The organism is Arthrobacter sp. P4_H3 (assembly GCF_056400885.1).
The window spans coordinates 25,938-49,394 of the sequence record NZ_JBFUKK010000004.1; the positions used below are offsets into that span (position 1 = coordinate 25,938).

The window sequence follows — 23,457 nt, forward strand, 5'->3', positions numbered from 1 at the left end:
GGATCCATGCCATTCACCTGGTCCGCCCGGGCCACACAGAGACTCTCAGCGGCTGCCATGAGCGCCCTGCTGCTGACCAGCGCCATGAAGCATTTCCGCGACCCCGCCTTCTTCCATCAGGTGGTTCCCGATTTCCTGTGCCGTGACGACTCCGGCGACCGGCCCAACGGCCCGTTCGCCGTGATGACCCGCGATGAATGGGTGGCGCTCAGCGGCCTGCTTGAGGCGGTCGCCGCCGTCGGACTCCTGATTCCGGCCACCCGCAAAACCGCCGCGGGCGCCGTCGCCGCGATGTTCACGGTGTTCCTTGCCGGACATGCCGATGCCCTGCGCCGCGCCTACGGTCCGGCCGGAACGCCCGGGCAGCGGAAGGTGCACACCGCGCGGTTCCCGCTGCAGGTCCCACTGATCCTCTGGGCCTGGAGCCTGCGGAAGCCCGCCCTGAGGTGGCCTGCCGCCGGACGTGTTACCGGCCTGCGGCCATGAAGCTGCTGCAGTCCCCGGCCGTGCGCGTAGGGCTCTCCATCAGCATCGCCACCGGGCTGTACGGGGTATCGTTCGGGGCGCTCGGCGTCACGTCCGGGCTGGATTTCTGGCAGACCATGGCGCTGAGCCTGCTTCTCTTCAGCGGCGGTTCGCAGTTCGCGTTCATCGGCGTGGTGGCCGGCGGCGGGTCGGGGGCCGCTGCCATGGGCGCTGCCACGCTCCTGGGCATGCGCAACGGCATCTACGGCATGCAGCTGAACGCGCTGCTGCAGCCGCGCGGGTGGCGCAAGTTTGCCGCCGCCCACGTCACCATCGACGAATCAACCGCCACGAGCACCGGGCAGACCGATCCTGACGAGCAGAAGCGGGGGTTCTGGACCGCGGGGATCGGCATCTTCGTGCTCTGGAACGTGTTCACCGCTGTCGGGGCGCTTGCGGGCAGCGCGTTGGGGGACCCCAAGCAGTGGGGGCTCGACGGCGCTGCGGTGGCTGCCTTCCTCGGCCTGTTGTGGCCACGGCTCAAAGGCCGCGAGCCGGTGGCCATCGCTGTGGTGTGCGCGCTGGCCACCGTCCTCGCCGTGCCGTTGGTGCCGGGCGGCGTTCCCATCCTGATCGCCGCGGTGGTGGCGGCCGCGATCGGCTGGTTCAGCCACGGCCGCAGCGACGAGGGCCTGGAGCCCGATGTGGACCCCTATGCCGAGCACCATCACCCGCACAGCAATCCCCATCTGAGTCATCCCCGCCCCGGTGTTCCCCGTTCGGGAGATGACGCAAAATGAGCCTTTGGATGTGGCTGTTGCTTGCCTGCCTCCTTGGCTACGCCTGGAAACTCCTGGGCTATCTGGTCCCGGCCAGCCTGCTTCGCAACCCGCGGATGTCCCGGATCGCGGGCACCATGACCATCGGCCTGCTGGCTTCTCTCACCATCGTGAACGCGGTGGCATCCGGCCAGGCGCTGGCCTTCGACGCCCGGATGGGCGCCCTGGCCGCGGCAGGAATCGCCTTGTGGTTCCGGGCACCGTTCCTTGTGGTGGTCCTGGCCGGGGCGGGAGCGGCCGCCGGGCTGCGGCTGCTGGGCTGGAGCTGATTCCGGGCATAGGTGGCGGACCCGGAATCAACGCTGCGCTCCGCCGCAGCGGGGGCCGGCCAGGCTGGCGACGGCCATTAGGCCCTAGTCGCGTTGAACCTGCTGTGGGAGGATTCGAACATGAGCGAAGAACAAGCGCCCGTAGTTCCTGCTGCCAACAAAGACCCTCAAACAAGGCCCTATGTGCCCTCGGCCGGGTCCGAATCCACCCGTGAGATGCGCGAGATGTCCCGTCGCCGCAGGGACGCTGAGGAGAAGCTCCAGCAGCACCTGCAGGAAGCGGATCAGCTGCACGAGGCCCACGTGCAGGCCCATTTGAAGGAATCAGCCGCCAAGGATGAATCACACGGCGAGGACGCCCGCGGCGACGCGGAAGCGGCGGCTTCTCCAGCCGGGGACGCCGCGCCGGAGCCCGGGGAGAGGCCGGCCGACTAGCGGCCAGCGTAATTATGAGGGACGTCCGGCTGGGTCCGTACCTGGCCGAACACTTGCAGGACCTGGTCCTGGACAGCACCGATGTGCCCGGCTTCCTCCACGAGCTGGCGGTGTTCTCGGCGCGCTTCATCGGGAAGGCCACCGGGCTCCCTATGCTGTGCGCCGTTACGCTGTTGCGTGACAGGCGGTCCCTGACTGCCGCAGGCAGCGGCTCCGAGACGAGGCTTCTCGACGAAATCCAAAAGACCACCGGTCAAAGCCCGTCCCTGGCGGCCCTTGACTCTGGGCTAACCGTGTCCCTTCCGGATACCAGGTGCGACACCCTCTGGCCGCGGTACAGCCGGGCCGTGACAAGGTCCCGCCGGCTCAGCATCCTGGCTGTGCCTTTGGTGCTGGACCCGGGATCCACGGCCGCGATGAGCTTCTTCGCGCCGGAGGCGGAGGCCTTTGACGAGGAGGCAATCGTGATCTGCGAGGCGTTCGCCTCCCGGGCCGGTAAGGCCGTGCGGCTGGCCGTCCGGATTGGAGCGTCCAGGGACCTCAACGAGGACCTCCTCGAAGCCATGAAGTCCCGGACAAACATCAATCTCGCCTCCGGCATCGTGATGGGTCAGAGCCGCTGCTCGCAGGCCGAGGCGTTCTCCATCCTGAGCAAGGTTTCCGGCAACCGCAACGTCAAGCTCCGGGTGGTGGCAGACGAGCTGCTGCGAAAATTCGAAACGGCGGCGGACACCACCCATTTCGAGGGATGACCGACGTCCCTGCGGATATGCTTGTTAGAGGTCCAGTCGACGCGCGAAGGGCGGCAACAGCAGTGGAACCGGTGCATCCATGGCGGTGAAACTTCCCCTGGCAGATGAGCTGGCGGCCATTTTTGCCCGGGCGTCGGAGCTCCTGCTGACGGACGAGACAGTGTCCAGGGCCCTCGAACTGATTACTGCTGCCGCGGAAGTTGCCGTACCCGGTGCCGCGGGAGCGGGCGTCACGCTGATCGACGCGGACGGACGCAAGCACACGGCAAGTGCATCCAAGCCGTTGGTCCAGCTTGCCGACTCGCGCCAGTACGAGCTTGGCCAGGGGCCGTGCATCCTGGCCTGGGCCAGCGGCGAACCGGTGCTGGTCAACGACGCCGTGAACGATCAGCGCTGGCCGGAGTGGGCCGGTGCTGCCGCCGAACTGGGGCTGCGCGCCTCCGTTAGTGCGCCGCTGCTCGCCGGAGGATCCGCCCTCGGCGCAGTGAAACTCTATGCCCGCCGCGAGAACAGTTTCGACCACAACACGGTGCGCCTGCTGGAACTCTTCGCGGCCCAGGCAACCATCTTCCTGATCAATGTGCAGGCCCGGGAGAGCGCCCGGACCATCAGCGAGGACCTTCGTGATGCCCTCGCGCACCGCGAAATCATCGCCGTTGCCAAGGGAATCCTGATGGCCCGGCACGGCCTGGATGAGGACGCGGCCATGCAGGACCTCCTGATGGAGTCACGGCGTGCGAGGAAGCCGCTGCGCGACGTCTCCGTCCAACTGGTGTCCTCCACCCGGCAGCCGCGGTGAGCGGGGGTGCGCTTTGGCACTGGGCAAGGACGAGGATGAGCAGCGGCTTCGGTTCGAAGAGATGCTCCGGAATGCCGAGTTGGGGATTGAAGAACTGTGGCTGAGGTATTTCAGCATCGGCGGCATCGCAGGACAGTTTGAGGTCGAGGCGTACATCCACGGTGCCATCGCGCTGCCGTCCCTGCAGCGGGACATCCTGGCCCATGCCCTGAATGAGCGGCTGGACGAGATCAATGCACCCGACGGCAGGGCGCCTTACAGCCGCGGCTCAGAAGACGCCGGCCGGGTGCACGAGGACCGGCAGCACGAAGACACGGACCGGCCGGAGGATGAATCAGGGCAGGACGACTGAATCGAATGCCGTCCCGGGCAGCGGCGACTGGGGAGGCAAAGCCCGGTGCGGCCGTTCGGTGCGGATGGCGTCCTCCACCAGCGCCACGGGACGCCGCCAGGCGTCCGACCCGGGTTCCATGGTGTCCACCACTCCGATCAGCATGGCCAGCAGGCGGATCACGTCGGTCATGGAGATGTCGGTGCGCAGGGTTCCCTGACCCTGGCCGCGTCCCAGCAGGACGGCCACGGACTCAAAGAGGCTGCCGGTGATTCCGGTCAGCAGGCCGCGGCGGCCGGCGACGGCTCCGAGCAGGTTGGCATCCTCGCTGGCGGCCGCCATCAGCGCATCGATCACGCGGAAGAGTCCCGCGGCGGCGTCAGGTCCGGCCAGGGCGTCGTCGATCACCGGGTCCACCATCAGGCGGAGCTGACGGTTGAGCGCGGCGAGTACCAGCTGCTCCTTGTCCGCGAAGTTCCGGAAGAGGGTGGCGGGTCCAACGCCGGCTGTGACGGCGATGGTCTGCAGCGGCACTTCCGGGCCGTACTCGCGGAAGCACTTGCGTGCGGACGTAATGATCTTGTCCACGTTGCGCGCAGCATCCGCACGGAGGGGCTTGCGTTCCACTGCGAGGTTCATTTTTCAAGGTTAGCAACGCTGCGGCCGAGCGCCCGGGTTACTGATTGGTAGCGGCGAATGTACGCGTATGTGACGTATGTATCGACCATTTCCGCTGTGGCAGACTGGGTCCATGTTGCTAGCCTTCTCAGTTGCACCGTCCGGTCAGCCCGCCCACCCGGCCGGGGATTCGGCCGTCCCGGCCAGCGGCGCATCCGCTGACGCTTCCGTTCACGACGCCGTCGCTGCCGCCGTCAAAATCGTCCGGGACTCCGGACTGCCCAACCACACGGATTCCATGTTCACCACCATCGAGGGTGAGTGGGACGAAGTGTTCGCCGTCGTCAAACAGGCAACTGAAGCCGTGGGCCGCTTCGGCAGCCGCGTCTCGCTGGTCATCAAGGCCGACATCCGCCCGGGGTATTCCGGTGAACTCACCGGCAAAGTGGAGCGGCTGGAAAACGCCATCACCAACGTCCCGGGCTAGTACAGCCGGTTACCGCTCCCGTGCTGCCGTGCGAGGGAGCTTCCGTGATGCTTCCCACGGAGGAGCGGCAACTGCCAGACTGGGCCCATGATTGAGCACAAGCCAGAACCCCAGTGGGTGGCCGTCGAAGAGTTCCTGTCCGACGTCGTGGTCCGCCCCGGCAGCCCGCTCAAGCGGGCGGTAGCGTCCGCCCTCGAGGCCGGGATGCCCCCCATCGAAGTGGCGCCCAACGCCGGGAAGCTGCTCAAGCTGCTCGTGCAGCTGTCAGGCGCCCGGCGGGTCCTGGAGATCGGCACGCTGGCCGGCTTCAGCACCATCTGGATGGCACAGGGACTGCCCGACGACGGCGAGCTGGTCACGTGCGAATACCTCCCCAAACATGCCCGGGTGGCACGCACGAACGTTGACGCTGCGGGCGTCGGGCACAAAGTGGACATCCGCGTGGGAGCCGCGCTGGACACGCTCCCGCAGCTTCTGGATGACGGCCGCGGACCCTTCGATTTTGTGTTCATTGATGCGGACAAGGAAAACAACCCGCAGTACCTCGACTGGGCCGTCAGGCTGGGCCGCCCGGGCACCGCCATCGTGATGGACAACGTGGTGTGGGAGGGCGCGCTCCTCGATCCGTCCATGGACGAGATCAACGCGCCCGGAATCATCACCGCCCTGGAAATGATGGGGGAGGATCCGCGCCTTGACGGGACCGTCATGCAGACCGTGGGCTCAAAGGGCTGGGACGGCTTCGCGCTCGCCGTGGTGCGCTGAAGTCCCGGAGGGGCGCCGGCAGTTTCCGCCCAGGGAGAAGCGGACTCCTCCAGATGGTAAGTATGCTTAGAATAAGCTCATGCCGGACGGACCCGTCCCGCTTCGCCTGCAGTGAGGAAGACATGAAGGCTTCACCGACCCTTGCCACCAATCTCCAGATGGTCCTCACGGACCTGATCGAACTTCACGTCCAGGGCAAACAGGCGCACTGGAACATCGTGGGAACCAACTTCCGCGACCTCCATCTCCAGCTCGACGAAATCGTCACCAGTGTCCGCCTGTTTGCGGACGAGACGGCCGAGCGCATGCGCGCCCTGCACGCACTGCCCGACGGCCGCAGCACCACGGTGTCCTCGGACACCCGGCTGGCACAGTTCCCCGAGGGACTCACGTCCACCAAGGACGCGGTCAAGCTGATCACGGCACGGCTGGAGCGTACCGTGAAGACCATGCGCGACGTCCACGACGAGGTTGACGAGGAAGATCCCACCAGCGCCGACCTCCTTCACGCCGGGATTGCCCGGCTGGAGCAGTTGGCTTGGATGGTGAACGCCGAAACGATGACTCCGGCGGCCCCCGTCACGGCTCCGGACGAAGACTGAAACCGCAACGGCAAGCGGAATGGGTTCCGACAGGCATGATTCCGGCAGGCCTGATTCCGGCAGGCATGGCCCGGACGGCGGACTAGCGGGCGGGAGCGACGTTCCGGCGGGACCGCAGGCGGTGCGGGGACCGCAGGCGGTGCGGATCAGTTCCACGCCGGACCAGCTCGGCGCGATGGCACCGTTGCTGGGTTCAGTGCGCGAAGCCGTAGGGGATGTCCCGGCGCTGCTGGCCCTGGCGCGGGACATCGGGCGGACAGCGGCCCGGCCGGGCGAGGGCAGCACCGCCCGGCTGTGGGAACTGCTGGCATCGGTGGCCGCCGTGGACGTGGCGTCCGGCCGGGTGCTCGAACCGCACCTTGACGCCGTGGCCGTTCTGTCCCAGGCCGGTGCCCTGGTGCCTGAAGCTGCGGACGCAGCCTGGGGCGTTTTTGCCGCCGAGGGCCCGGGGCTGCGGCTCGAGGCAGTGGTGGACGGCACCGGGAGGTACGTCCTGAACGGTTCCAAACCGTGGTGCTCGCTCGCTGCCCAACTGGACGGCGCCGTCGTGACCGCGCATATTGCCCGCGGAGGCGGCGGCAGCGCGGGAACCACCGCGGGAACCACCGCGGGAACAACCGCGGGAACGGAGTCCGGCGGCAGGGCGGCCTTCGCGGTCAGCCTGCACGCCCCCGGGGTTTCCTGCGAGACCCCGCAGTGGACCAGCCGGGGCCTGCGCGAAATCCCCAGCGGCACGGTGCACTTCGACGGGGTCAGCGCCGTTCCGGTGGGTGGACCGGGGTGGTACTTCCGGCGTCCGGGTTTCGCCTGGGGCGGCATGGGAGTTGCGGCCTGCTGGTTTGGCGGGGCCGTGGCCCTGGCACGCGACTTCAGCTCCGCGCTGGCGGCCGCCTCGGACAAGGGGCGGGAACCGGACCAGATCGCGCTGGCCCATCTGGGCGAAACTGACAGGATCATCACCTCCCTTTCCGGCTACCTTGCGCGGACGGCGGACCGGATCGACTCCGGCGGACTGTCCGGCTCCGGTGCGTGGAGCGAAGCCCTGCGCGTCCGCGGGACAGTTGCCGCCGCCGTCGAACGCGTCCAGGCCCTGGTGGCGCAGAACCTGGGGCCGGGCCCCCTGGCCTTCAACGAAGCGTACGGAAAGCGCATGGCGGACCTGTCGCTCTACATCCGCCAGCACCATGCGATGCGGGACGACGCCCAGCTGGGCGCCCTGACACTGAAAGGGGACCGGTCATGGTGACCTTCTCGCACACGGATGCCGGCACGGCCGAGTCTGAGTGGGAGGCCAGCGGACTGGCCGTCCTCCCGGAGCTTCCCCTCGATGCGGGCGAACTCGCGGCTATGGCCTTCATTGTGCTGGCGGCGCATCCGGACGATGAAACCCTGGGCGCCGGCGGATTCCTATCCCGGCTGCACGCTGCCGGCGCGGCAGTGGACGTCCTGCTGTGCACTGCGGGGGAGGCATCACACCCGGAGTCGCGGACGACGACGCCGGAACAGCTTGCCGCCGTCAGGCTCGGTGAGTTCGGGGCGGCCGTGTCCGGATTGGTACCGCCCGCTTCCTGGCGGTTCCTGCACCTCGCGGACGGGCAGCTTGCCGCCGACCGTCACCGGATCGCCGAGGCCGTGCGGGAGGCGATCGCCGCTTCAGGGCGCCCGGCGAACCAGGTGGCCATCGTGGCACCCTACCGCGCCGACGGCCACGCGGACCACGACGCCGTGGGATCGGTGGCCGCGGAAGTGGCGGCGGAAGATGGCCACGGACTGCTGGAATACCCTGTCTGGTACTGGCTGTGGGCGTCGCCTGCGGACAAGGCCTGGCAGTCATGGGTCCGGGTGCCGCTGACGCCGGACGAGCAGCGGGCCAAAGCCGCGGCCCTGCGCGCCCACGCCTCGCAGACACAACCGCTGTCCGGCCAGCCCGGCGACGAGGCGCTCCTTTCCGGGGCCTTCCTGGAACACTTTTCCCGGCCCTGGGAAACGTTCGCCTGGCACGGACCCGCGGGCGGAACTAACAGCGCCGGTGACGCCGAGCGGATCTTCGACGCCGTGCACGGCGAAAGCGCCGACCCGTGGAGCTACGCCAGCAGCTGGTATGAACGGCGCAAACGGGCGCTCACCCTCGCCATCCTGCCTGAGCCCGAATACGGTGCCGGGCTGGAAATCGGCTGTTCCATCGGGACGCTCAGCGTGGAGCTCGCTGCCCGCTGCAGGGAGTTCGTGGCGGTTGACGCGAGCAGCGCCGCCCTGGTCCGGGCCGCGGAACGGCTGTCCGGCCATGCGTCCGCGCAGACCCTCCACCTCACCGTTCCGCAGCAGTGGCCCGGGGGCACGTTCGACCTGGTGGCAGTATCGGAGGTGGGCTATTACCTGGCGCCCGGCGAACTGGCCGAACTGTTCACCCTGGTGGAAGCCTCGACGAACCCCGGAGGAACGCTGGTCCTCTGCCACTGGCGGCACCCGGTCGCAGGCTGGGAACTCGATGGCGACGCGGTCCACGCCATGGCACGCCGGCAGCTCCGCTGGCCCACCAGGGGCTTTTACCGCGAGAAGGACTTCGTCCTGGAAACGTTCGTGGCCCCGGAGAAGGGCCAGGCCGTGGCCGGGGATCCCGGCCACGGCCCCGGAAGCCCGCTGGAATGACCGGGCCCGTGCAGGACTCTCCGCAGGCATCACCACTGCCAGCTGCCGGGGAGGGCATCAGCCGGGTGGCGGTGGTGGTGCCGGCCCATAACGAGGACCAGCACATCGGCCGGGCCCTGGCCTCGCTGCGGGCCGCCGCCGACGCGCTGCAGCGGGAACATCCCGGCGTGCGGGTCACCGTCACGGTGGTACTGGACAGCTGCACGGACCGTTCCGCGGAAATCACTGCAGCGTACGTCCTTTCCGATGCGCGCTTTGCGGCCGTTGACGTCCGGCTGCGCAGCACCGGGTCGAGCCGCGCGGCCGGGGCCAGGGCCGCGCTGGCCTCCGCGGATGCCGAGACAAGCCGCATGTGGCTGGCCAACACCGACGCCGACTCCGCGGTGCCGGAGAACTGGCTGCTGCGCCAGGTGGAACTGGCCGATGCCGGGGCGGACGCCGTTCTGGGTTCCGTGGAACCTGATCCCGCCGGTATGGACCCGGTGATTCTTCGCCGTTGGCTGGAGCGGCACCCGTTCCTGGAGGACCACCCGCACATCTACGGCGCCAACTTTGGCGTCCGGGCGTCCTGCTACCTGGCCGCCGGCGGATTTCCCAGGCTGCACGTGCACGAGGACCGGGCCCTGGTGGAAAGGCTGCGCCGGCGCGCCTTCGCTGTGGTGGCAACCGACACGATCCGGGTTCTGACGTCCGGGCGCACGCATGCCCGCGCACCGCAGGGGTTCGCCGCCTACCTCCGGGCACTGGCGCTGGACCTGCCGGTGCTGGACCTGCCCGTACTGGACCAGGGCAGTGGTGACCTTTGACCCTAGGAGCCTGAACTTCCAGACCGCATCCTCGATCCATGGGGTTTCCCATCATGGCCGTGGTTTCGCCTGCCTGGCGCTGCCCGTGAACAGCGGGCCGCAGCCGTGATCCCGGGCGCCGGCTCCGGAGCTGGTGCGCTGCCGCTGATCGCCGGCCTCAGCTCCGAGGAAGCTGCCCTCCGGCTGCGGACGATGGGGCCAAACCGGCTGCCGCAGGCCCGCGCCGTCCCGGGCTGGCGCAGGCTGCTGGCCGAGATGACCCACTTCTTCGCCATCATGCTCTGGTGCGCAGCCGTGCTGGCCTACGTCGCCGGAATGCCGCAGCTGGCCGTGGCGATCGTGGTGGTGGTCGTTGTGAACGGGGTGTTCGCCTACATCCAGCAGGAACGGGCACAGCATGCGGCCTCCAAGCTCCGCGAGCTGTTGCCCGCCATGGTCTCGGTCCGCCGCGACAACCGCATCGTCAAGGTCCACACCACCGAACTGGTGCCGGACGATGCCGTGGTGCTGGTGGCCGGGGACCGGGTCCCGGCGGATCTCCGGCTGGCGCTGGCCGCAGGGTGCTCTGTGGACGAGTCGATGCTCACCGGAGAGAGCGAACCCCTGGCTAAGGCTCCGGGGGACACCGTGTTCGGCGGGACCTTCCTGGTCAACGGCGAGGCGGAGGGCATCGTCATGGTCACCGGCGGGGACACCCGGCTCGCGGAAATCGCCGCCCTCACCGGACGGGTCAAGGCGCCGCCCACCCCGCTGGCCTTGGAACTGCAGCGCATTGTCCGGATTACCGCCACCATGGCCCTGGGTATCGGCGTGGTGTTTTTTGTGCTCTCACTGCTGGTCGGCATCTCGTGGCGGGACGCGTTCCTGTTCGCGATCGGCGTGGCCGTGGCACTCGTGCCCGAAGGACTGCTGCCCACGGTCACGCTGTCCCTGGCAGTCGGGGCTCAGCGGATGGCGCAGCGCAACGCCCTGGTCCGGAACCTCGAAGCCGTGGAAACCCTCGGCTCCACCACCTTCATTTGCACGGACAAGACCGGCACGCTGACCCAGAACCGGATGAACGCCGTCGAGGTCTGGACGCCGGAGGGGGTGCTCAGCGTCATCGGCGCAGGGTACGGACCTGAGGCAGAGGTCACCGGGAGCGGAGCCGGGGAAGCCCGGCACCTCAGCATCGCGGCGCTGGCCGCCTCCGTAGGCCGCGCGGTGCTCCACGAGGGCAAATGGATCGCCGAGGGCGACCCGATGGAGGCCGCCATCCATGCGCTGGCCAGCCGGCTGGCGGGTCCCGGGCACGAGCCCGGCGAGCTCGACGTTTCGCACCGCTTTGCCTTCGATCCGCGCCGGCTGCGGGAGTCCGCCATCGTGGGCACCACCCTGTTTGTCAAGGGCGCCCCGGAGTCCGTGATTCCGCTGTGCGGCCCAGAAGGCGCGGACCGGGCCCGGCAGATGGTCGACCGGATGGCCTCCCACGGCCTGCGGGTCCTGGCCGTGGCGGAGCGGCCCCTGCCCGGCCTGCCCGGCGCCAGCTTCAGGCTGGAGGCGGTTGAGCAGGATCTGACTCTGTTGGGCCTGATCGGCCTGCATGACCCGCCCCGGGCCGAGGTCCGGCTGGCGCTCGAGGCCGCCCGCGACGCGGGAATCAAGGTGGCCATGGTCACCGGTGACCACGCCTTCACCGCCGCCGCCATCGCCCGGGAAACCGGGCTGATCGGATCACCCGAGCTGGTGTTGGAGGGACACACCCTGCCGGAGGACGACGCCGTGCTGACAGCGCTGCTGGACCGTGACGGTGTGGTGGTCAGCCGGGTCACGCCAGAGCAGAAACTCCGGGTGGCCCGCCTGCTCCAGCTCAGGGGCCACGTGGTGGCGATGACCGGCGACGGCGTCAACGACGGCCCGGCCCTCCAGCAGGCGGACATCGGCGTGGCGATGGGGCTGAGCGGCACGGACGTCGCCCGCGAGGCGGCGGACCTCGTGCTCCTGGATGACGACTTCGCCACCATCATCGCCGCAGTGGAGCAGGGCCGCGCCACCTACGCGAATATCCGGCGGTTCCTGACGTACCACCTGACGGACAACGTCGCCGAGCTCACCCCCTTCGTTATTTGGGCGCTCTCCGGCGGCCGCTTCCCGCTGGCGCTGAGCGTGCTGCAAATCCTGGCCCTGGACATCGGCACCGACCTGCTCCCGGCGCTGGCCCTGGGCAGCGAGGCCCCCAGCAAGGGTGCGCTCAAACGGCCGCCGGAGCGGAGGCACCTGATGGACCGGGCCCTGATGTTGAGGGTGTTCGGGCTCCTGGGGCCGGTGGAGGCCCTCTTCGAGATGACCGCGTACACCGCCGTGCTCCTGGGTGCGGGGTGGCGGCCGGGCGCGGAACTGCCGGCGTCGGACGTGCTGATGGCCGCGTCGGGTGCCGCATTCACCACCGTGGTCCTGGCACAGCTTGCCAACGCCTTCGCCTGCCGCAGCGCCTCCGCCCCGCCGTGGCGGCTGGGCTGGTTCAGCAACCGGCTGCTGCTCTGGGCCGTGCTGGCGGAGCTTGGACTGCTGGCTGTGTTCCTGTTCATTGGTCCCGTCGCCGCACTGCTGGGCCACGCGCCGCCGTCGCCCGGGGGCCTGGCGGTGGCGCTCGCCGCCATGCCTGCCGTCATCGTGGCGGACTGGATCTACAAGCTGGTCCGGCGTCGCAGCGGCAGGTGAGGTCCAAAGCCTCTGACCCGCAGGAGTCCGGCAAACGAGGATCAATCCATGGAGGAGCAACCAGCGGGATCGGCCATGACTGAAAGCCATGTTGTGTGGTTCGACGAGATCGGGATGGAGCATGTGCCCCAGGTGGGCGGCAAGAACGCATCGCTGGGGGAGATGACGCGCTCGCTCAAGTCCCGCGGAGTGCGGGTGCCGGACGGCTTCGCCACCACGGCGGCCGCCTACCGCACGTTCATCGAGGCCAACGGCATTGACGCCGCCATGCGCGCCCGGATCGCGGAGTACCGGGCCGGCGGGACGACGCTGCGGGCGGCCGGCGAGGCCATCCGGGAGCTGTTCCTGGACAGCGAATTCCCGGAAGGCATCGCCGAGTCCATCCGCAGCCACTACCGCACGCTCGCCGGACGGGCGGGACTGGACCGGATTTCCGTTGCCGTCCGCAGCAGCGCCACGGCTGAGGACCTCCCGGACGCCAGCTTCGCCGGGCAGCAGGAGACGTTCCTGAACATTTCCGGTGAACGCGATCTCCTGGACGCCTGCCGACGCTGCTACGCTTCGCTCTTCACGGACCGCGCCATCAGCTACCGGGAGGTCAAGGGATTCGACCACCTGGACGTGGCACTTTCCATCGGGGTGCAGCGGATGGTGAGGTCCGACGTCGGCGCGTCAGGTGTAATGTTTTCCATCGACACCGATTCCGGCTTCCCCCGCGCGGCCGTGATCAGCGCCGCCTGGGGGCTGGGCGAAACCGTGGTCCAGGGCAGCATCAACCCGGACAAATATGTAGTGTTCAAACCGCTCCTGGCGGACAAAGGCCTGGCGCCGATCATCGAGAAGACCCTCGGCTCCAAAGCGCGCAAAATGGTCTACAGCCGGGGCGGCCACGCGCGGACCCGGACGGTGGACACGTCCGCGGAGGAGCGGAGCTCGTTCGTGCTGGGCGACGCCGAGATCCTGGACCTGGCGCGCTGGGCGGTGACAGTGGAGGACCACTACGGCCGCCCCATGGACATGGAGTGGGCCCGCGACGGCGCCACCGGCGAGCTGTTCATGGTGCAGGCGCGGCCCGAAACCGTGCAGGCGCTCAAAAGCGGGACGCGCTTCACCATCCATCACCTCCGCGGCACGGGCAAAGTCCTGGCCTCAGGCGCAGCGATCGGCGATTCGATCGCGCAGGGCACGGCGTGCGTCATCAGGAGCACCCGGGACATCGACGCTTTCCGCGACGGCGCCATCCTGGTCACGGAGATGACGGATCCGGACTGGGTTCCGGTGATGAAACGGGCCGCGGGGATCGTCACCGACCACGGCGGGACCACCAGCCACGCGGCCATCGTGAGCCGGGAACTCGGCGTTCCCGCCGTCGTCGGAACCGGAAACGGAACCAGCGTCCTGGGCGAAGGCCAGGCCGTGACGCTGAGCTGCGCCGAAGGGGACCAGGGCCGGGTATACGAGGGCACAGTCCCGTTCGATACCGAGGACGTGGACCTGGGCGCCCTGCCCGCCACCCGCACCGCCGTGATGGTGAACATTGCCAGCCCGGGGGCCGCGTTCCAGTGGTGGCGGTTGCCCGCGGCGGGGGTAGGCCTGGCCCGGATGGAATTCATCATCAGCAACCTGATCCGGGTCCATCCGATGGCGCTGGTTCATCCGGAAAGGGTCACGGACGCAGACCAGGCCCGGCAGATCAAGGAGCTGACCAGCGGCTACGCGGACCCCCGGGAGTACTTCGTGGAGGCGCTGGCGCTGGGCATCGCCAAGATCGCCGCACCGTACCACCCGCACCCGGTGATCGTCAGGCTCAGCGATTTCAAGACCAACGAGTATGCGCACCTCATCGGCGGAGGCTTCTTCGAACAGCCCGAAGAGAACCCCATGCTGGGCTTCCGCGGCGCTTCGCGCTATTACGACGAGCGCTATCGGGAGGGTTTCGCGCTGGAGTGCGCCGCCCTCAAACGGGTGCGGGAAACCATCGGCTTCAGCAATGTCATTGTCATGATCCCGTTCTGCCGCACGCCGGACGAAGCGGACCGCGTGCTGGCCGTCATGGCCGCGAATGGCCTGGTGCGCGGCGAAAACGGCCTGCAGGTGTACATGATGTGCGAGATCCCCTCCAATGTGGTGCTGGCCGAGAAGTTCGCCCCCAAGTTCGACGGCTTCTCCATCGGTTCCAACGACCTCACGCAGCTGGTCCTGGGCGTGGACCGGGATTCCGAGCAGCTGGCCGCCCTGTTCGACGAACGCGACGAGGCCGTCACTGCCATGATCAGCGAAGCCATCCGCAAGGCGCACGCAGCCGGAATCAAGATTGGAATCTGCGGCCAGGGGCCCAGCAACCATCCGGACTTCGCGGCCTTCCTGGTGGGTGAAGGCATCGATTCCATCTCGCTCAACCCGGACAGCTACCTCAAGACCGTGCGGGTGATCGCGGACGTGGAGGGCTCCTCCTGACCTGCGGGCCGTGCCGTGTGCCGGCCCGGGCCCAGGGAACGCAGCGCATTGAGGATGGTGGCCAGGTCCACCAGCTCCTGCGACAGTGCGCCGGCGACCGCCGGCACGTAACCCGCCGCCGCCAGCACCATGAGCCCCACGCTCAGCACGATGCCGATCCAGATGCTTTGCATCGCCACCCGGACAGTGCGCTGCCCGATCCGCACCGCCTGCGCCGCCTTGGACAGGTCGTCAAGGATGATCACGACGTCGGCAGACTCGCCCGCCGCGGTGGAACCGCGGGCACCCATGGCGATTCCGACGTCGGCCACCGCCAGGACGGGGGCGTCGTTGACGCCGTCGCCCACCATCATCACGGGACGGCGCTTCAGGGACCGTACCGCCTCCACTTTGTCCGGCGGCAGGCACTCGGCACGGACGTCCGTAAGGCCCACTTCGGCGGCGATGTGTTGGGCCGTGGCCAGGGCGTCGCCGGTCAGCATCACCGTTTCGGTGACCCCCAGCGCGGACAGCTCGGCCAGGGTCCGGCGGGCCTCGGCGCGCAGCGGATCGCTCATAACCAGGGCCCCGACGTACACCCCGCCGATGCCCACGTAGATGGCCAGCTGGCCGCTGACCAGCTCCGTTTCCACCACGCCGGGCGCATATTCGGCCACGAAGGAGGGCTTGCCCACCACCACTTCACGCCCGTCGAACACCGCGCGGACCCCATGCGTGGCATGCTCCAGCGCCTCACTGGCGGTCTCGAAATGGAGGTCGCGGGAGGTGGCGGCCTCCATCACGGACGCGGCCAGCACGTGGGAGGAGTACTGTTCCGCGGAGCCCGCCAGCCGGAGCAGTTCGTCCTGGTCCATGGAGTCGGCCGTCACGATGGCCACCAGCGAGGGCCGGCCGTAGGTGAGGGTTCCGGTCTTGTCGAAGGCGGCCGTGCGGACCTTGCCGAGCTGCTCCAGGACCCCGGCGAACTTGACGATGATGCCGGACTTGGCCGCCTGGCTCATGCCGCCGAGGAACGCCACCGGCGCGGCGATGAGCAGCGGGCAGGGGGTGGCCACCACCAGGACTTCGGCGAACCGGGTGGGGCTGCCGCTGACGATCCAGGCGATGGCGCCCAGCGCGTAGGCGAAGGCGGTGAAGGGGATGGCGTAGCGGTCGGCCAGGCGCACCATGGGGGCGCGGCTCTCCGAGGCCTCCTTTACGAGTTCAACGATCCGGCTGTACTGGGAATCCGCCAGCACGGCAGTGACGCGTATCCGGACGGCGGCTTCGCCGTTGACGGTGCCGCTCATGATGCCCTCGCCGGCCGAGCGTTCCACCGGCAGGCTTTCGCCGGTGAGGGACGATTCGTCGAATGTCCCGGCATCGGAAAGCAGTACGCCGTCCAGCGGCACCACCTCGCCGGGTTTGACCAGCAGGATGTCGCCCACCCGGACATCCGTGGCGGCAACATCCTCGTGGGCGCCGTTGTCGCCGGTGCCGTTCGGGACACCATTGGCGGCAGCGCCGTTAGTAAGTGCGCCGTCAGTAACTGCGCCGGTGCGCTCCCGGTGGGCGGTCTGCGGTACGCGCTCCAGCAGGGCGCTGAGTTCGCCCTTCGCCCGGCCGGCCGCGTAGTCCTCGAGCGCGGTGCCGCCGGCCAGCATGAGCACGATGATCATGGACGCAAGGAACTCGCCCACCAGCACCGTGCTGACAATCGCCGTCACGGCCAGGATGTCGATGCCCCAGTGCCCGGTGCGCAGCCTTCGCACCATGCCGACGGACAGGTACGCCGCCACCGCCAGGGCATAGCCGCTCGCCGCAAGCTTCGCGATCGCCGGCTGGCCGGACATGACCAGGACGGCGACAGCCATGAGGGCCAGTACCGTCCCCAATACGAGCGGATACCGGAGCGCAAGTTTCACAGGCAGACCCGCCTCCTTCCGGTTAGCTGGCACGCTGGTTAGCTAATGCTCTCGGGCGCCCCCGGCAGGGCACACCTATGGCTAACACTCCATTCAATCCGGGCTGCGGAGCTAGGGGAATAGGTCCCCGATGTGCCGCGGGCCGCAGGCTCGGGCCCTTCAGCACTGGCAGGGGCCGCGCCGCTGCTGTCATGGTTGAACATGGCAAGGGAGCCCTTTGATGAACCGGGCAAGCGTGATCCCCGCAAACGCCGCCAACTGGCGGCCGCGACCCTCGTCGCGGCTACAGCCATCACCGCTGTTGTCCTGGCCGTGATCCTGTCCGGTGCGCCGCACGAAGCGGGCCCGCAAAGCGGTTCTCCGTCCGAAAGCGGGGCGTCCTCCAGTTCAGCCAATGTGGCGCCCTCGACGCCGGCCACCGCTGCTCCGGGGGTCCCGACGTCGCCGCAGCCCCCGCCCTCACCGGCCCCCGAAACTCCGGGCGAGGCGACCGGCCCGGCTCCTGTTGCACCCGGCCCCACGCCCCCGCCGGAAACCCTGCCCGCTCCGCAGGAGCCTCCGCCGGCTGCCCCGTTTCCTGTTGGCCTGGCCGGCAAGGACGTGGAGGCTGTTCCCGGCGCCGGGCCGTCCGTTGCCCTGACGTTCGACGCAGGCGCCAACTCGGCGGCCCTTCCCTCGATCCTGCAGACCCTTGCGGGCGCCGGAGTCCACGGGACGTTCTTCCTGACCGGCGCGTGGGCCTCGGCCAATCCTGCCGGGGTGGCTGCCATCGTGGCCGGCGGCCACCGTGTGGGCAACCACTCCCAGAGCCACCCGGATTTCACCGGCCTGCCGGACACCGGGATCGGGGACCAGGTCCGTGCGGCGGAGCAGGCGATCATCGCCGCCGGAGCTGATCCCCGTCCGCTGTTCCGGTTCCCGTTCGGAGCCCGTGACGCGCGCACCATCGCTGCGGTGAACAACCTGGGCTATGTCCCGGTGCGTTGGACCGTTGACACGCTCGGCTGGAAAGGAACCAGCGGCGGCGTCACCGCGCAGCAAGTGGCGGACCGTGCACTGTCCGCCCTGCAACCCGGCGAAATCGTGCTGATGCACATCGGCTCCAACCCGGACGACGGCTCAACCCTGGACGCTGACGCCCTGCCCCGGATGATCGAGAGGATGCGCCAGGCCGGCTACGGCTTCGTCACGCTGGACCTCTTGGTTGCCGGATAGCCAGCCGGATAGCCCGACGGTGGTCAGCGGGTGGCCAGTCGGATAGCCGCAAGACGGGTCCAATGTCACTGGGCAGGCAGGGCCAACGCTGGTAGGACTGAGCCATGACTGAGTCGCCGACCGCTGCCGCCGCGCTGGCTCCGGTCGACGCCGTGGTTTTCGACCTTGACGGTGTAGTCACGGACACTGCGGAACTGCATGCTGCCGCATGGAAGGAACTGTTCGACGCCGTCCTCCTGGATCCCCGGATTCCGCAGGCCGCCCGGCGCGATCCCTTCACGGACGCCGATTACCTGCACTATGTGGACGGCCGCACCAGGGAAGACGGAGTGGCGGCGTTCCTGCAGTCGCGCGGCGTGACACTGCCGCACGGCGGGTCCGCGGACGGCCCGGAGGAGTGGACAGCGGTGGGCCTGGGGGCACGCAAGAACAGGATTTTCGAAAAACTTCTCGGCCGCAGGCCCGTCCCCGTTTTCCCCGGGACACAGGCCCTGCTTGAACGGCTCAGGGCAGGGAAGGTTCCGGTGGCGCTCGCAACTGCCAGCCGGAACGCCCGCGCGGTGCTGGCGGCCGCGGGCCTCGAGGACGCCTTCGACGTCGTAGTCGACGGGAACACCGCGGCGCAGCTGGGACTCGCCGGCAAACCCGACCCGGCCTTGTTCCTCCACGCCATCACGGAACTCAAGGTGGAGCCGGAACGGGCGGTGGTCATCGAGGATGCCGTAGCCGGCGTGGCGGCGGGCCGCAGCGGCGGCTTCGGCCTGGTGGTGGGAATTGACCGGGCCGGGCACCGGGCCGAGCTGGAAGCCGCGGGCGCCGACGTCGTCCTTGATGACGTCAGTGAACTGGACCTCGGCCTGGTCATCGCGGACCCCTGGCAACTGGTCTATGAGGGATTCGACCCCGCGCACGAAGGCCACCGGGAAGCCCTGACCACCCTGGGTAACGGCTACATGGGCACGCGGGGGGCGGCCCCCGAACACCGCAAGGACGGTGTGCACTATCCGGGCACCTACCTGGCCGGTGTCTACAACCGGCTCACCAGCGTGATCGAAGGGCAGGAGACCGAGGACGAGCACATGGTCAACCTGCCGGACTGGCTGCCGCTGGACCTGTGCTTGGAGGGCGGCCGGTGGTGGTCCGACGGCGGTTTGCGGCTCCACAGCGAGCGGCGCACCCTGGACCTGAAGCGCGCCCTGCTGACGCGGGAAGCAGTGCTGGAAGGCGACGCGGGGCGGAAACTCAATGTGGTGCAGCGCCGGCTGGTTTCCATGGCGGAACCGCACCTCGCCGCGCTCGAGATGACGCTGACCGCCGTCGGGTGGGACGGCCACGTCAGCATCCGCAGCGGCTGTGACACGGACATCACCAACTCGAACGTGCCGGTGGAAGCCCTCCTGTCCAACCGGCACCTGGCCGGTGTCAAGGTCTCCGGGTACGACGACGGGCCAGGAGCCGCCACCCAGGTGGTCCTGGTCCGGACAAGCCAGAGCGGGATCGGCATCGCACTGGCGATTCGGACCGAAGTGCCCGCCAGCCTGCATCCGGCGCGGCCCGAAGAACTTGGCGGACTGTTCGTGCACCGCTTCGAGGTGGCGCTGCGGGGCGGCGAACCGGCAACTGTCACCAAAACCGTTGCAGTGGTGACATCCCGCGACCATGCCATTTCCTCCCCCCGGACCGCGGCGCTTAGTGTCCTGAACCGCGCCAGGGGCGGCTTCGAGGTGCTGCTGGCCAGTCACGAGGCGGTATGGACGGGCCTGCTCAAACCCTTCATCATCGAGTTCGACGCGTCCACCCAGGCCGAGCTGATCATGAATCTGCACGTCTTCCACCTCCTCCAGACCATTTCCGCGCACACAGCCGAGCTGGATGCCGGTGTCCCCGCCCGCGGCCTGCACGGCGAAGGATACCGGGGCCACATCTTCTGGGATGAACTCTTCGTGCTGCCCCTCTTGACATCCCGGCTTCCTGCCGTGACACGGGCGCTCCTGGACTACCGGTGGCGCAGGCTGGGGACTGCCCGGGATGCGGCCGCAGAGGCCGGGCTCAAGGGTGCCCTGATTCCGTGGCAAAGCGGCAGCGACGGCCGGGAGGAAACTCCCAGACTGCTGTTCAACTCCCGCTCCGGCCGCTGGATGCCGGACTACTCCCACCTGCAACGCCACTCTGGGCTCACTGTGGCCTACAACGCCTGGCAATATTTCGAAGCCACCCAGGACCGGGCCTGGCTGACGCACCACGGTGCGGAGATCATTGTGGAGGTGGCCCGGTTGTTCGCATCGATGGCCGAGCACGACCCCGCCGAAGACAGGTTCCATATCCGGGCTGTGGTAGGTCCCGACGAGTACCACACCGGCTACCCCGACAACCCCGGAGGCGGCCTGGACGACAACGCCTACACCAATGTCATGGCGGCCTGGGTATGCGATCAGGCGGTGTGGATCATGAGTTCCGTGCGCGGCTTCGACATGGACGATTTCCGGAAACGGCTGCGAGTCACGGACAGCGAAATCGACGGCTGGACGCGGCTCGCACGCAGGGTGTTTGTGCCGTTTCACGCCGACGGCGTCATCAGCCAGTTCGCCGGGTATGAGAATCTCCGGGAGCTGGACTGGGAGCATTACCGCCGCACGTACAGGAACGTTGAGCGATTGGACCTCATCCTGGAAGCCGAGGGCAGCAGCGCCAACCGCTACCGGCTGGCCAAACAAGCGGATGTCCTGATGTTGCTCTACGTCCTCGGCCAAGACCAGCTCATCGCCTTCCTGGGCCGGCTCGGATACGCGGTGACCGCCGGGCAGATCGCCAGGACCGTTGACTTCTACCTGGCCCGGACCGCGCACGGATCCACCCTGAGCAGGGTGGCGCACGCTTCGGTGCTCGCCCAGATCGATCCGGAGCGGGCGTGGGACACGTTCCGCGAGGCCCTCGACGCCGACCTGGACGACACCCAGGGCGGCACCACCCGTGCGGGCATCCACCTGGGCGCCATGGCCGGGTCCATCGACGTGGTCCAGCGCAGTTTCTCCGGTTTGCGCATCACGAGGGACGCCCTGGATTTCTCGCCCAGCCTCCCCAAGGAACTCCGCAGGGTCGCGTTCAACGTGCGGTACCGGGACCAGCTGCTGTTGGTGTCCCTGGAAGAGGGCCGGCTGCGGGTTACCGCCACCCCCGGGGACGCCTCCCCGGTGCTGGTTCGGCTGGGGACCCAACAGGTCCTGCTCCACGCCGGGCAGGATCACGAATTCCGGCTCGGCACCGGAACCTAGGGTCCGAAACCGGACCGCCGGCGCCCAAGCCAAATGTTGTCCAAGCCAACAGCGTGTAAGCCAACAGCGCGTAAGCCATGGAGCGTTAGGCCATATGCAGGACCGCAGCCCCGGTGATGCGGTCCTGCGCAAGGTCCTGAAGGGCCTGGCCTGCCGCCTCCATCCGGTAGGGCACGGTGGTGGGGCGGAGCGGAATTTCCGCTGCGACGCGGAGGAACTCTTCGCCGTCGGTCCTGGTATTTGCGGTGACACTGCGCAGCTGGCGTTCCTGGAACAGCTCGGACCCATAGTGCAGCGGCGGAATGTCGCTCAGGTGGATCCCTGCCACGGCCAGCGTGCCCCCGCGGTCCAGGGCGCGCAGCGCCTGCGGCACCAGCCAGCCTGTCGGCGCGAACAGGATGGCCGAATCGAGCGGCACGGGTGGTTCGTCGTCGGTGTCTCCGGCGAAAACTGCCCCGAGCTCCAGGGCAAGGCGGCGGGCTTCCTTCGAGCGGGTCATGACGTACACGCTGGCTCCGCGGTGGATGGCCACCTGGGCGGCCAGGTGCGCCGAGCCGCCGAAGCCGTAGATGCCGAGGCGGCCGCCATCCGGAACCTCGGCCCGGTTCAACGCCCGGTAGCCGATGATGCCCGCGCAGAGCAGCGGCGCGGCCTGCTCGTCCGAAAAAGCTTCCGGTATCCGGTAGGCGTAGTCCTCATTGACCGTCACACGGTCCGCGTAGCCGCCGTCCCGGTCCCACCCTGTGAAAATGGGTGACAGGCAGAGATTCTCCTCCGAGCGTTGGCAGAAGCGGCAGCGGCCACAGGTGCCGCCCAGCCAGGCCACCCCCACGCGTTCCCCGATCCGGAACCTCGCGGCGCCGTCGCCGAGCGCCACCACTTCCCCCACTACTTCATGGCCGGGAATAATCCCTGGCAGGCGGGGCGGGAGGTCGCGTTCGGCCAGATGGAGGTCCGTGCGGCACACTCCGCACACGTGCACGGAAAGCAAGACCTCGCCTGGCCCGGGGCTGGGATCAGGGCGTTCACCGAACACCAGCGGATGCCCGGCCACGGGACCCGGTTTGTCCACCCACCACGCGCGCACTGCACACTTCCTGTTCTGTCTCCCTGCCTGTCTGGGGCCGGGAAGCAAGCCGTTATCCCTGAACGCGCATCACCGCGTGATCAGCACATTGCAAAGTGCCCGCTCCAACGCTGAGGACACCGTGCTTCCCGGGTGGCCCTCCCGGTGGTGCGCGCCCAGCACCAGGACGTCAGCCTGGGCGGCGGCGGCCAGGAGTTCCTTTGAGACCGGGTGCCTCTCCAACAGGATGCCCTCCACCGGTACGTCGGGAGCGAGTCCCCGGGCTTGTTCCACTGCCTGGTCCAGCAGCTCCTTGCCGTGGAGCGGTGCGTGGCGCCCGTGCGCTGCGTGGCCGTGCTCTCCTGCCACATGGATCAGCTGCAGCGGGACGTTCAACACCGCTGCCATGCGGGCCGCCTCCGCCACCACGGCCTGGTTCCGGGGTTTTTCGTCGATTCCGGCAGCTATCGGCTGGCCGGGACGGCCCGGGTAGCGGACCACCATCAGGGGGCAGGGCGCGTGGACGGCCAGGTCGAGGCAGGCCGAACCGACGAGCTGGCCCAGCAGCCGGCCCATGCCGCGGTGGCCGATGGCGAGGACGCTCGCTTCTTCTGCGGCCGGCCGGAGAACCTGGCTGGGAAGGCCCGGCTCGATGACGCCGTCGATGTCCAGTTCGGCGCCGAGTCCGGCCGCAACCGACCGGGCGAGGTCCAGGCCTTCCGCCAGGGTGGCCTCGGCAGCATGGCGCAGGCCACTGCCCGAAACCCCTTTGACCGGGCCCAGATTCTTGGTGAAGACGGGCCATACCCACGCATGGATAACTTTCAGCTTCCGTTTCGTGGCGGCGGCGTATCCGGTGGCCCAGCGGACTGCAAGCTCGGACGGCTCGGACCCGTCGTAGCCCACCACGATGGGGCCGTCCGGATTTCCTGCTGTAGCCGGCATGGAACCTCCCCTCCTAGGCGGTGCCGGGGCAATGTCCCCTCAGTAGAGTCCGGGCCGGCAGTTTGCGCTAGGGGCTTTGGT

General features: G+C 68.6%; 21 protein-coding genes. 17 read left to right on the forward strand and 4 right to left on the reverse strand.

Annotated elements, in window-relative coordinates:
• Nucleotides 1–6: 6 nt before the first annotated feature.
• The 7 genes from AC1DRE_RS06805 (at nucleotide 7) to AC1DRE_RS06835 (ending at nucleotide 3,911) form a co-directional block, all read left to right on the forward strand.
• Nucleotides 7–486, forward strand: a complete 480-nt coding sequence (locus tag AC1DRE_RS06805; protein ID WP_476983915.1) for a DoxX family protein — start codon at nucleotides 7–9, stop codon at nucleotides 484–486.
• Nucleotides 483–1,265: an AzlC family ABC transporter permease gene (locus AC1DRE_RS06810; RefSeq protein WP_476983916.1), complete on the forward strand. Its 783-nt coding sequence runs from the start codon at nucleotides 483–485 to the stop codon at nucleotides 1,263–1,265. Before AC1DRE_RS06805 ends, AC1DRE_RS06810 begins: the two co-directional genes overlap by 4 nt.
• Nucleotides 1,262–1,573, forward strand: coding sequence for an AzlD domain-containing protein (locus tag AC1DRE_RS06815; RefSeq protein WP_476983917.1), 312 nt, complete (start codon nucleotides 1,262–1,264; stop codon nucleotides 1,571–1,573). Before AC1DRE_RS06810 ends, AC1DRE_RS06815 begins: the two co-directional genes overlap by 4 nt.
• 120 nt (nucleotides 1,574–1,693) lie before the next feature.
• The gene (locus AC1DRE_RS06820) at nucleotides 1,694–2,008 is read left to right on the forward strand and encodes a hypothetical protein (RefSeq protein ID WP_476983918.1); all 315 of its coding nucleotides are present in this window, start codon (nucleotides 1,694–1,696) and stop codon (nucleotides 2,006–2,008) included.
• 14 nt (nucleotides 2,009–2,022) lie between these two features.
• Nucleotides 2,023–2,760, forward strand: coding sequence for a GAF and ANTAR domain-containing protein (locus tag AC1DRE_RS06825; protein WP_476983919.1), 738 nt, complete (start codon nucleotides 2,023–2,025; stop codon nucleotides 2,758–2,760).
• 79 nt (nucleotides 2,761–2,839) lie between these two features.
• Complete coding sequence (locus AC1DRE_RS06830) at nucleotides 2,840–3,559, forward strand: GAF and ANTAR domain-containing protein (RefSeq protein WP_476983920.1); 720 nt, start codon at nucleotides 2,840–2,842, stop codon at nucleotides 3,557–3,559.
• 13 nt (nucleotides 3,560–3,572) lie between these two features.
• Nucleotides 3,573–3,911: a hypothetical protein gene (locus tag AC1DRE_RS06835; protein ID WP_476983921.1), complete on the forward strand. Its 339-nt coding sequence runs from the start codon at nucleotides 3,573–3,575 to the stop codon at nucleotides 3,909–3,911.
• Here the strand turns inward: AC1DRE_RS06835 and AC1DRE_RS06840 are convergent.
• Complete coding sequence (locus AC1DRE_RS06840; protein WP_104173782.1) at nucleotides 3,894–4,529, reverse strand: TetR/AcrR family transcriptional regulator; 636 nt, start codon at nucleotides 4,527–4,529, stop codon at nucleotides 3,894–3,896. The two genes, AC1DRE_RS06835 and AC1DRE_RS06840, sit on opposite strands and share 18 nt — an antisense overlap.
• A 112-nt stretch (nucleotides 4,530–4,641) precedes the next feature.
• Between AC1DRE_RS06840 and AC1DRE_RS06845 the strand changes: the two genes are divergently transcribed.
• The 8 genes from AC1DRE_RS06845 (at nucleotide 4,642) to ppsA (ending at nucleotide 14,974) form a co-directional block, all read left to right on the forward strand.
• Nucleotides 4,642–4,995, forward strand: a complete 354-nt coding sequence (locus AC1DRE_RS06845; protein WP_476983922.1) for a thiamine-binding protein — start codon at nucleotides 4,642–4,644, stop codon at nucleotides 4,993–4,995.
• A gap of 87 nt (nucleotides 4,996–5,082) precedes the next feature.
• Nucleotides 5,083–5,760 (forward strand): O-methyltransferase, encoded by a 678-nt coding sequence (locus AC1DRE_RS06850; protein ID WP_476983923.1) that lies wholly within the window; start codon nucleotides 5,083–5,085, stop codon nucleotides 5,758–5,760.
• A 122-nt stretch (nucleotides 5,761–5,882) separates the two neighbouring features.
• Nucleotides 5,883–6,362, forward strand: a complete 480-nt coding sequence (locus AC1DRE_RS06855; protein ID WP_476983924.1) for a Dps family protein — start codon at nucleotides 5,883–5,885, stop codon at nucleotides 6,360–6,362.
• Nucleotides 6,363–6,537: 175 nt separating this feature from the next.
• The gene (locus AC1DRE_RS06860; RefSeq protein ID WP_476984147.1) at nucleotides 6,538–7,608 is read left to right on the forward strand and encodes an acyl-CoA dehydrogenase family protein; all 1,071 of its coding nucleotides are present in this window, start codon (nucleotides 6,538–6,540) and stop codon (nucleotides 7,606–7,608) included.
• A complete protein-coding gene (locus AC1DRE_RS06865; RefSeq protein WP_476983925.1) occupies nucleotides 7,602–9,011 on the forward strand; it encodes a PIG-L family deacetylase in 1,410 nt (469 codons plus the stop codon). The genes AC1DRE_RS06860 and AC1DRE_RS06865 overlap by 7 nt, the downstream gene beginning before the upstream one ends.
• On the forward strand, nucleotides 9,008–9,817 hold the full coding sequence (locus AC1DRE_RS06870; RefSeq protein ID WP_476983926.1) for a glycosyltransferase family 2 protein: 810 nt from the start codon (nucleotides 9,008–9,010) through the stop codon (nucleotides 9,815–9,817). Before AC1DRE_RS06865 ends, AC1DRE_RS06870 begins: the two co-directional genes overlap by 4 nt.
• Nucleotides 9,818–10,009: 192 nt before the next feature.
• Nucleotides 10,010–12,517 (forward strand): cation-translocating P-type ATPase, encoded by a 2,508-nt coding sequence (locus AC1DRE_RS06875; RefSeq protein WP_476984148.1) that lies wholly within the window; start codon nucleotides 10,010–10,012, stop codon nucleotides 12,515–12,517.
• A gap of 75 nt (nucleotides 12,518–12,592) precedes the next feature.
• Nucleotides 12,593–14,974 (forward strand): phosphoenolpyruvate synthase, encoded by a 2,382-nt coding sequence (ppsA, locus tag AC1DRE_RS06880; protein ID WP_476984149.1) that lies wholly within the window; start codon nucleotides 12,593–12,595, stop codon nucleotides 14,972–14,974.
• Here ppsA and AC1DRE_RS06885 read toward each other — a convergent pair.
• Nucleotides 14,926–16,827: a heavy metal translocating P-type ATPase gene (locus tag AC1DRE_RS06885; protein WP_476984150.1), complete on the reverse strand. Its 1,902-nt coding sequence runs from the start codon at nucleotides 16,825–16,827 to the stop codon at nucleotides 14,926–14,928. The genes ppsA and AC1DRE_RS06885 overlap by 49 nt on opposite strands.
• 252 nt (nucleotides 16,828–17,079) lie before the next feature.
• On the opposite strand from AC1DRE_RS06885, the gene AC1DRE_RS06890 reads away from it, so the two are divergent.
• A complete protein-coding gene (locus tag AC1DRE_RS06890) occupies nucleotides 17,080–18,093 on the forward strand; it encodes a polysaccharide deacetylase family protein (protein ID WP_476983927.1) in 1,014 nt (337 codons plus the stop codon).
• A 104-nt stretch (nucleotides 18,094–18,197) separates the two neighbouring features.
• A complete protein-coding gene (locus AC1DRE_RS06895; RefSeq protein ID WP_476983928.1) occupies nucleotides 18,198–21,365 on the forward strand; it encodes a beta-phosphoglucomutase family hydrolase in 3,168 nt (1,055 codons plus the stop codon).
• A gap of 85 nt (nucleotides 21,366–21,450) precedes the next feature.
• Here AC1DRE_RS06895 and AC1DRE_RS06900 read toward each other — a convergent pair whose 3' ends face one another.
• Together AC1DRE_RS06900 and AC1DRE_RS06905 are read right to left on the reverse strand one after the other, a co-directional pair.
• Nucleotides 21,451–22,452, reverse strand: a complete 1,002-nt coding sequence (locus tag AC1DRE_RS06900; protein WP_476983929.1) for a zinc-dependent alcohol dehydrogenase family protein — start codon at nucleotides 22,450–22,452, stop codon at nucleotides 21,451–21,453.
• 69 nt (nucleotides 22,453–22,521) lie between these two features.
• Nucleotides 22,522–23,376: a universal stress protein gene (locus AC1DRE_RS06905; RefSeq protein WP_476983930.1), complete on the reverse strand. Its 855-nt coding sequence runs from the start codon at nucleotides 23,374–23,376 to the stop codon at nucleotides 22,522–22,524.
• Nucleotides 23,377–23,457: the final 81 nt, after the last annotated feature.

Coding starts and splice junctions, on each gene's coding strand:
- AC1DRE_RS06805 (WP_476983915.1), top strand. CDS start 7: ATGCCATTCACCTGGTCCGCCCGGGCCACACAGAGACTCTCAGCGGCT.
- AC1DRE_RS06810 (WP_476983916.1), top strand. CDS start 483: ATGAAGCTGCTGCAGTCCCCGGCCGTGCGCGTAGGGCTCTCCATCAGC.
- AC1DRE_RS06815 (WP_476983917.1), top strand. CDS start 1,262: ATGAGCCTTTGGATGTGGCTGTTGCTTGCCTGCCTCCTTGGCTACGCC.
- AC1DRE_RS06820 (WP_476983918.1), top strand. CDS start 1,694: ATGAGCGAAGAACAAGCGCCCGTAGTTCCTGCTGCCAACAAAGACCCT.
- AC1DRE_RS06825 (WP_476983919.1), top strand. CDS start 2,023: ATGAGGGACGTCCGGCTGGGTCCGTACCTGGCCGAACACTTGCAGGAC.
- AC1DRE_RS06830 (WP_476983920.1), top strand. CDS start 2,840: ATGGCGGTGAAACTTCCCCTGGCAGATGAGCTGGCGGCCATTTTTGCC.
- AC1DRE_RS06840 (WP_104173782.1), bottom strand. CDS start 4,529: ATGAACCTCGCAGTGGAACGCAAGCCCCTCCGTGCGGATGCTGCGCGC.
- AC1DRE_RS06845 (WP_476983922.1), top strand. CDS start 4,642: ATGTTGCTAGCCTTCTCAGTTGCACCGTCCGGTCAGCCCGCCCACCCG.
- AC1DRE_RS06850 (WP_476983923.1), top strand. CDS start 5,083: ATGATTGAGCACAAGCCAGAACCCCAGTGGGTGGCCGTCGAAGAGTTC.
- AC1DRE_RS06855 (WP_476983924.1), top strand. CDS start 5,883: ATGAAGGCTTCACCGACCCTTGCCACCAATCTCCAGATGGTCCTCACG.
- AC1DRE_RS06860 (WP_476984147.1), top strand. CDS start 6,538: ATGGCACCGTTGCTGGGTTCAGTGCGCGAAGCCGTAGGGGATGTCCCG.
- AC1DRE_RS06865 (WP_476983925.1), top strand. CDS start 7,602: ATGGTGACCTTCTCGCACACGGATGCCGGCACGGCCGAGTCTGAGTGG.
- AC1DRE_RS06870 (WP_476983926.1), top strand. CDS start 9,008: ATGACCGGGCCCGTGCAGGACTCTCCGCAGGCATCACCACTGCCAGCT.
- AC1DRE_RS06875 (WP_476984148.1), top strand. CDS start 10,010: ATGGGGCCAAACCGGCTGCCGCAGGCCCGCGCCGTCCCGGGCTGGCGC.
- ppsA (WP_476984149.1), top strand. CDS start 12,593: ATGACTGAAAGCCATGTTGTGTGGTTCGACGAGATCGGGATGGAGCAT.
- AC1DRE_RS06885 (WP_476984150.1), bottom strand. CDS start 16,827: ATGGCTGTCGCCGTCCTGGTCATGTCCGGCCAGCCGGCGATCGCGAAG.
- AC1DRE_RS06890 (WP_476983927.1), top strand. CDS start 17,080: ATGGCAAGGGAGCCCTTTGATGAACCGGGCAAGCGTGATCCCCGCAAA.
- AC1DRE_RS06895 (WP_476983928.1), top strand. CDS start 18,198: ATGACTGAGTCGCCGACCGCTGCCGCCGCGCTGGCTCCGGTCGACGCC.
- AC1DRE_RS06905 (WP_476983930.1), bottom strand. CDS start 23,376: ATGCCGGCTACAGCAGGAAATCCGGACGGCCCCATCGTGGTGGGCTAC.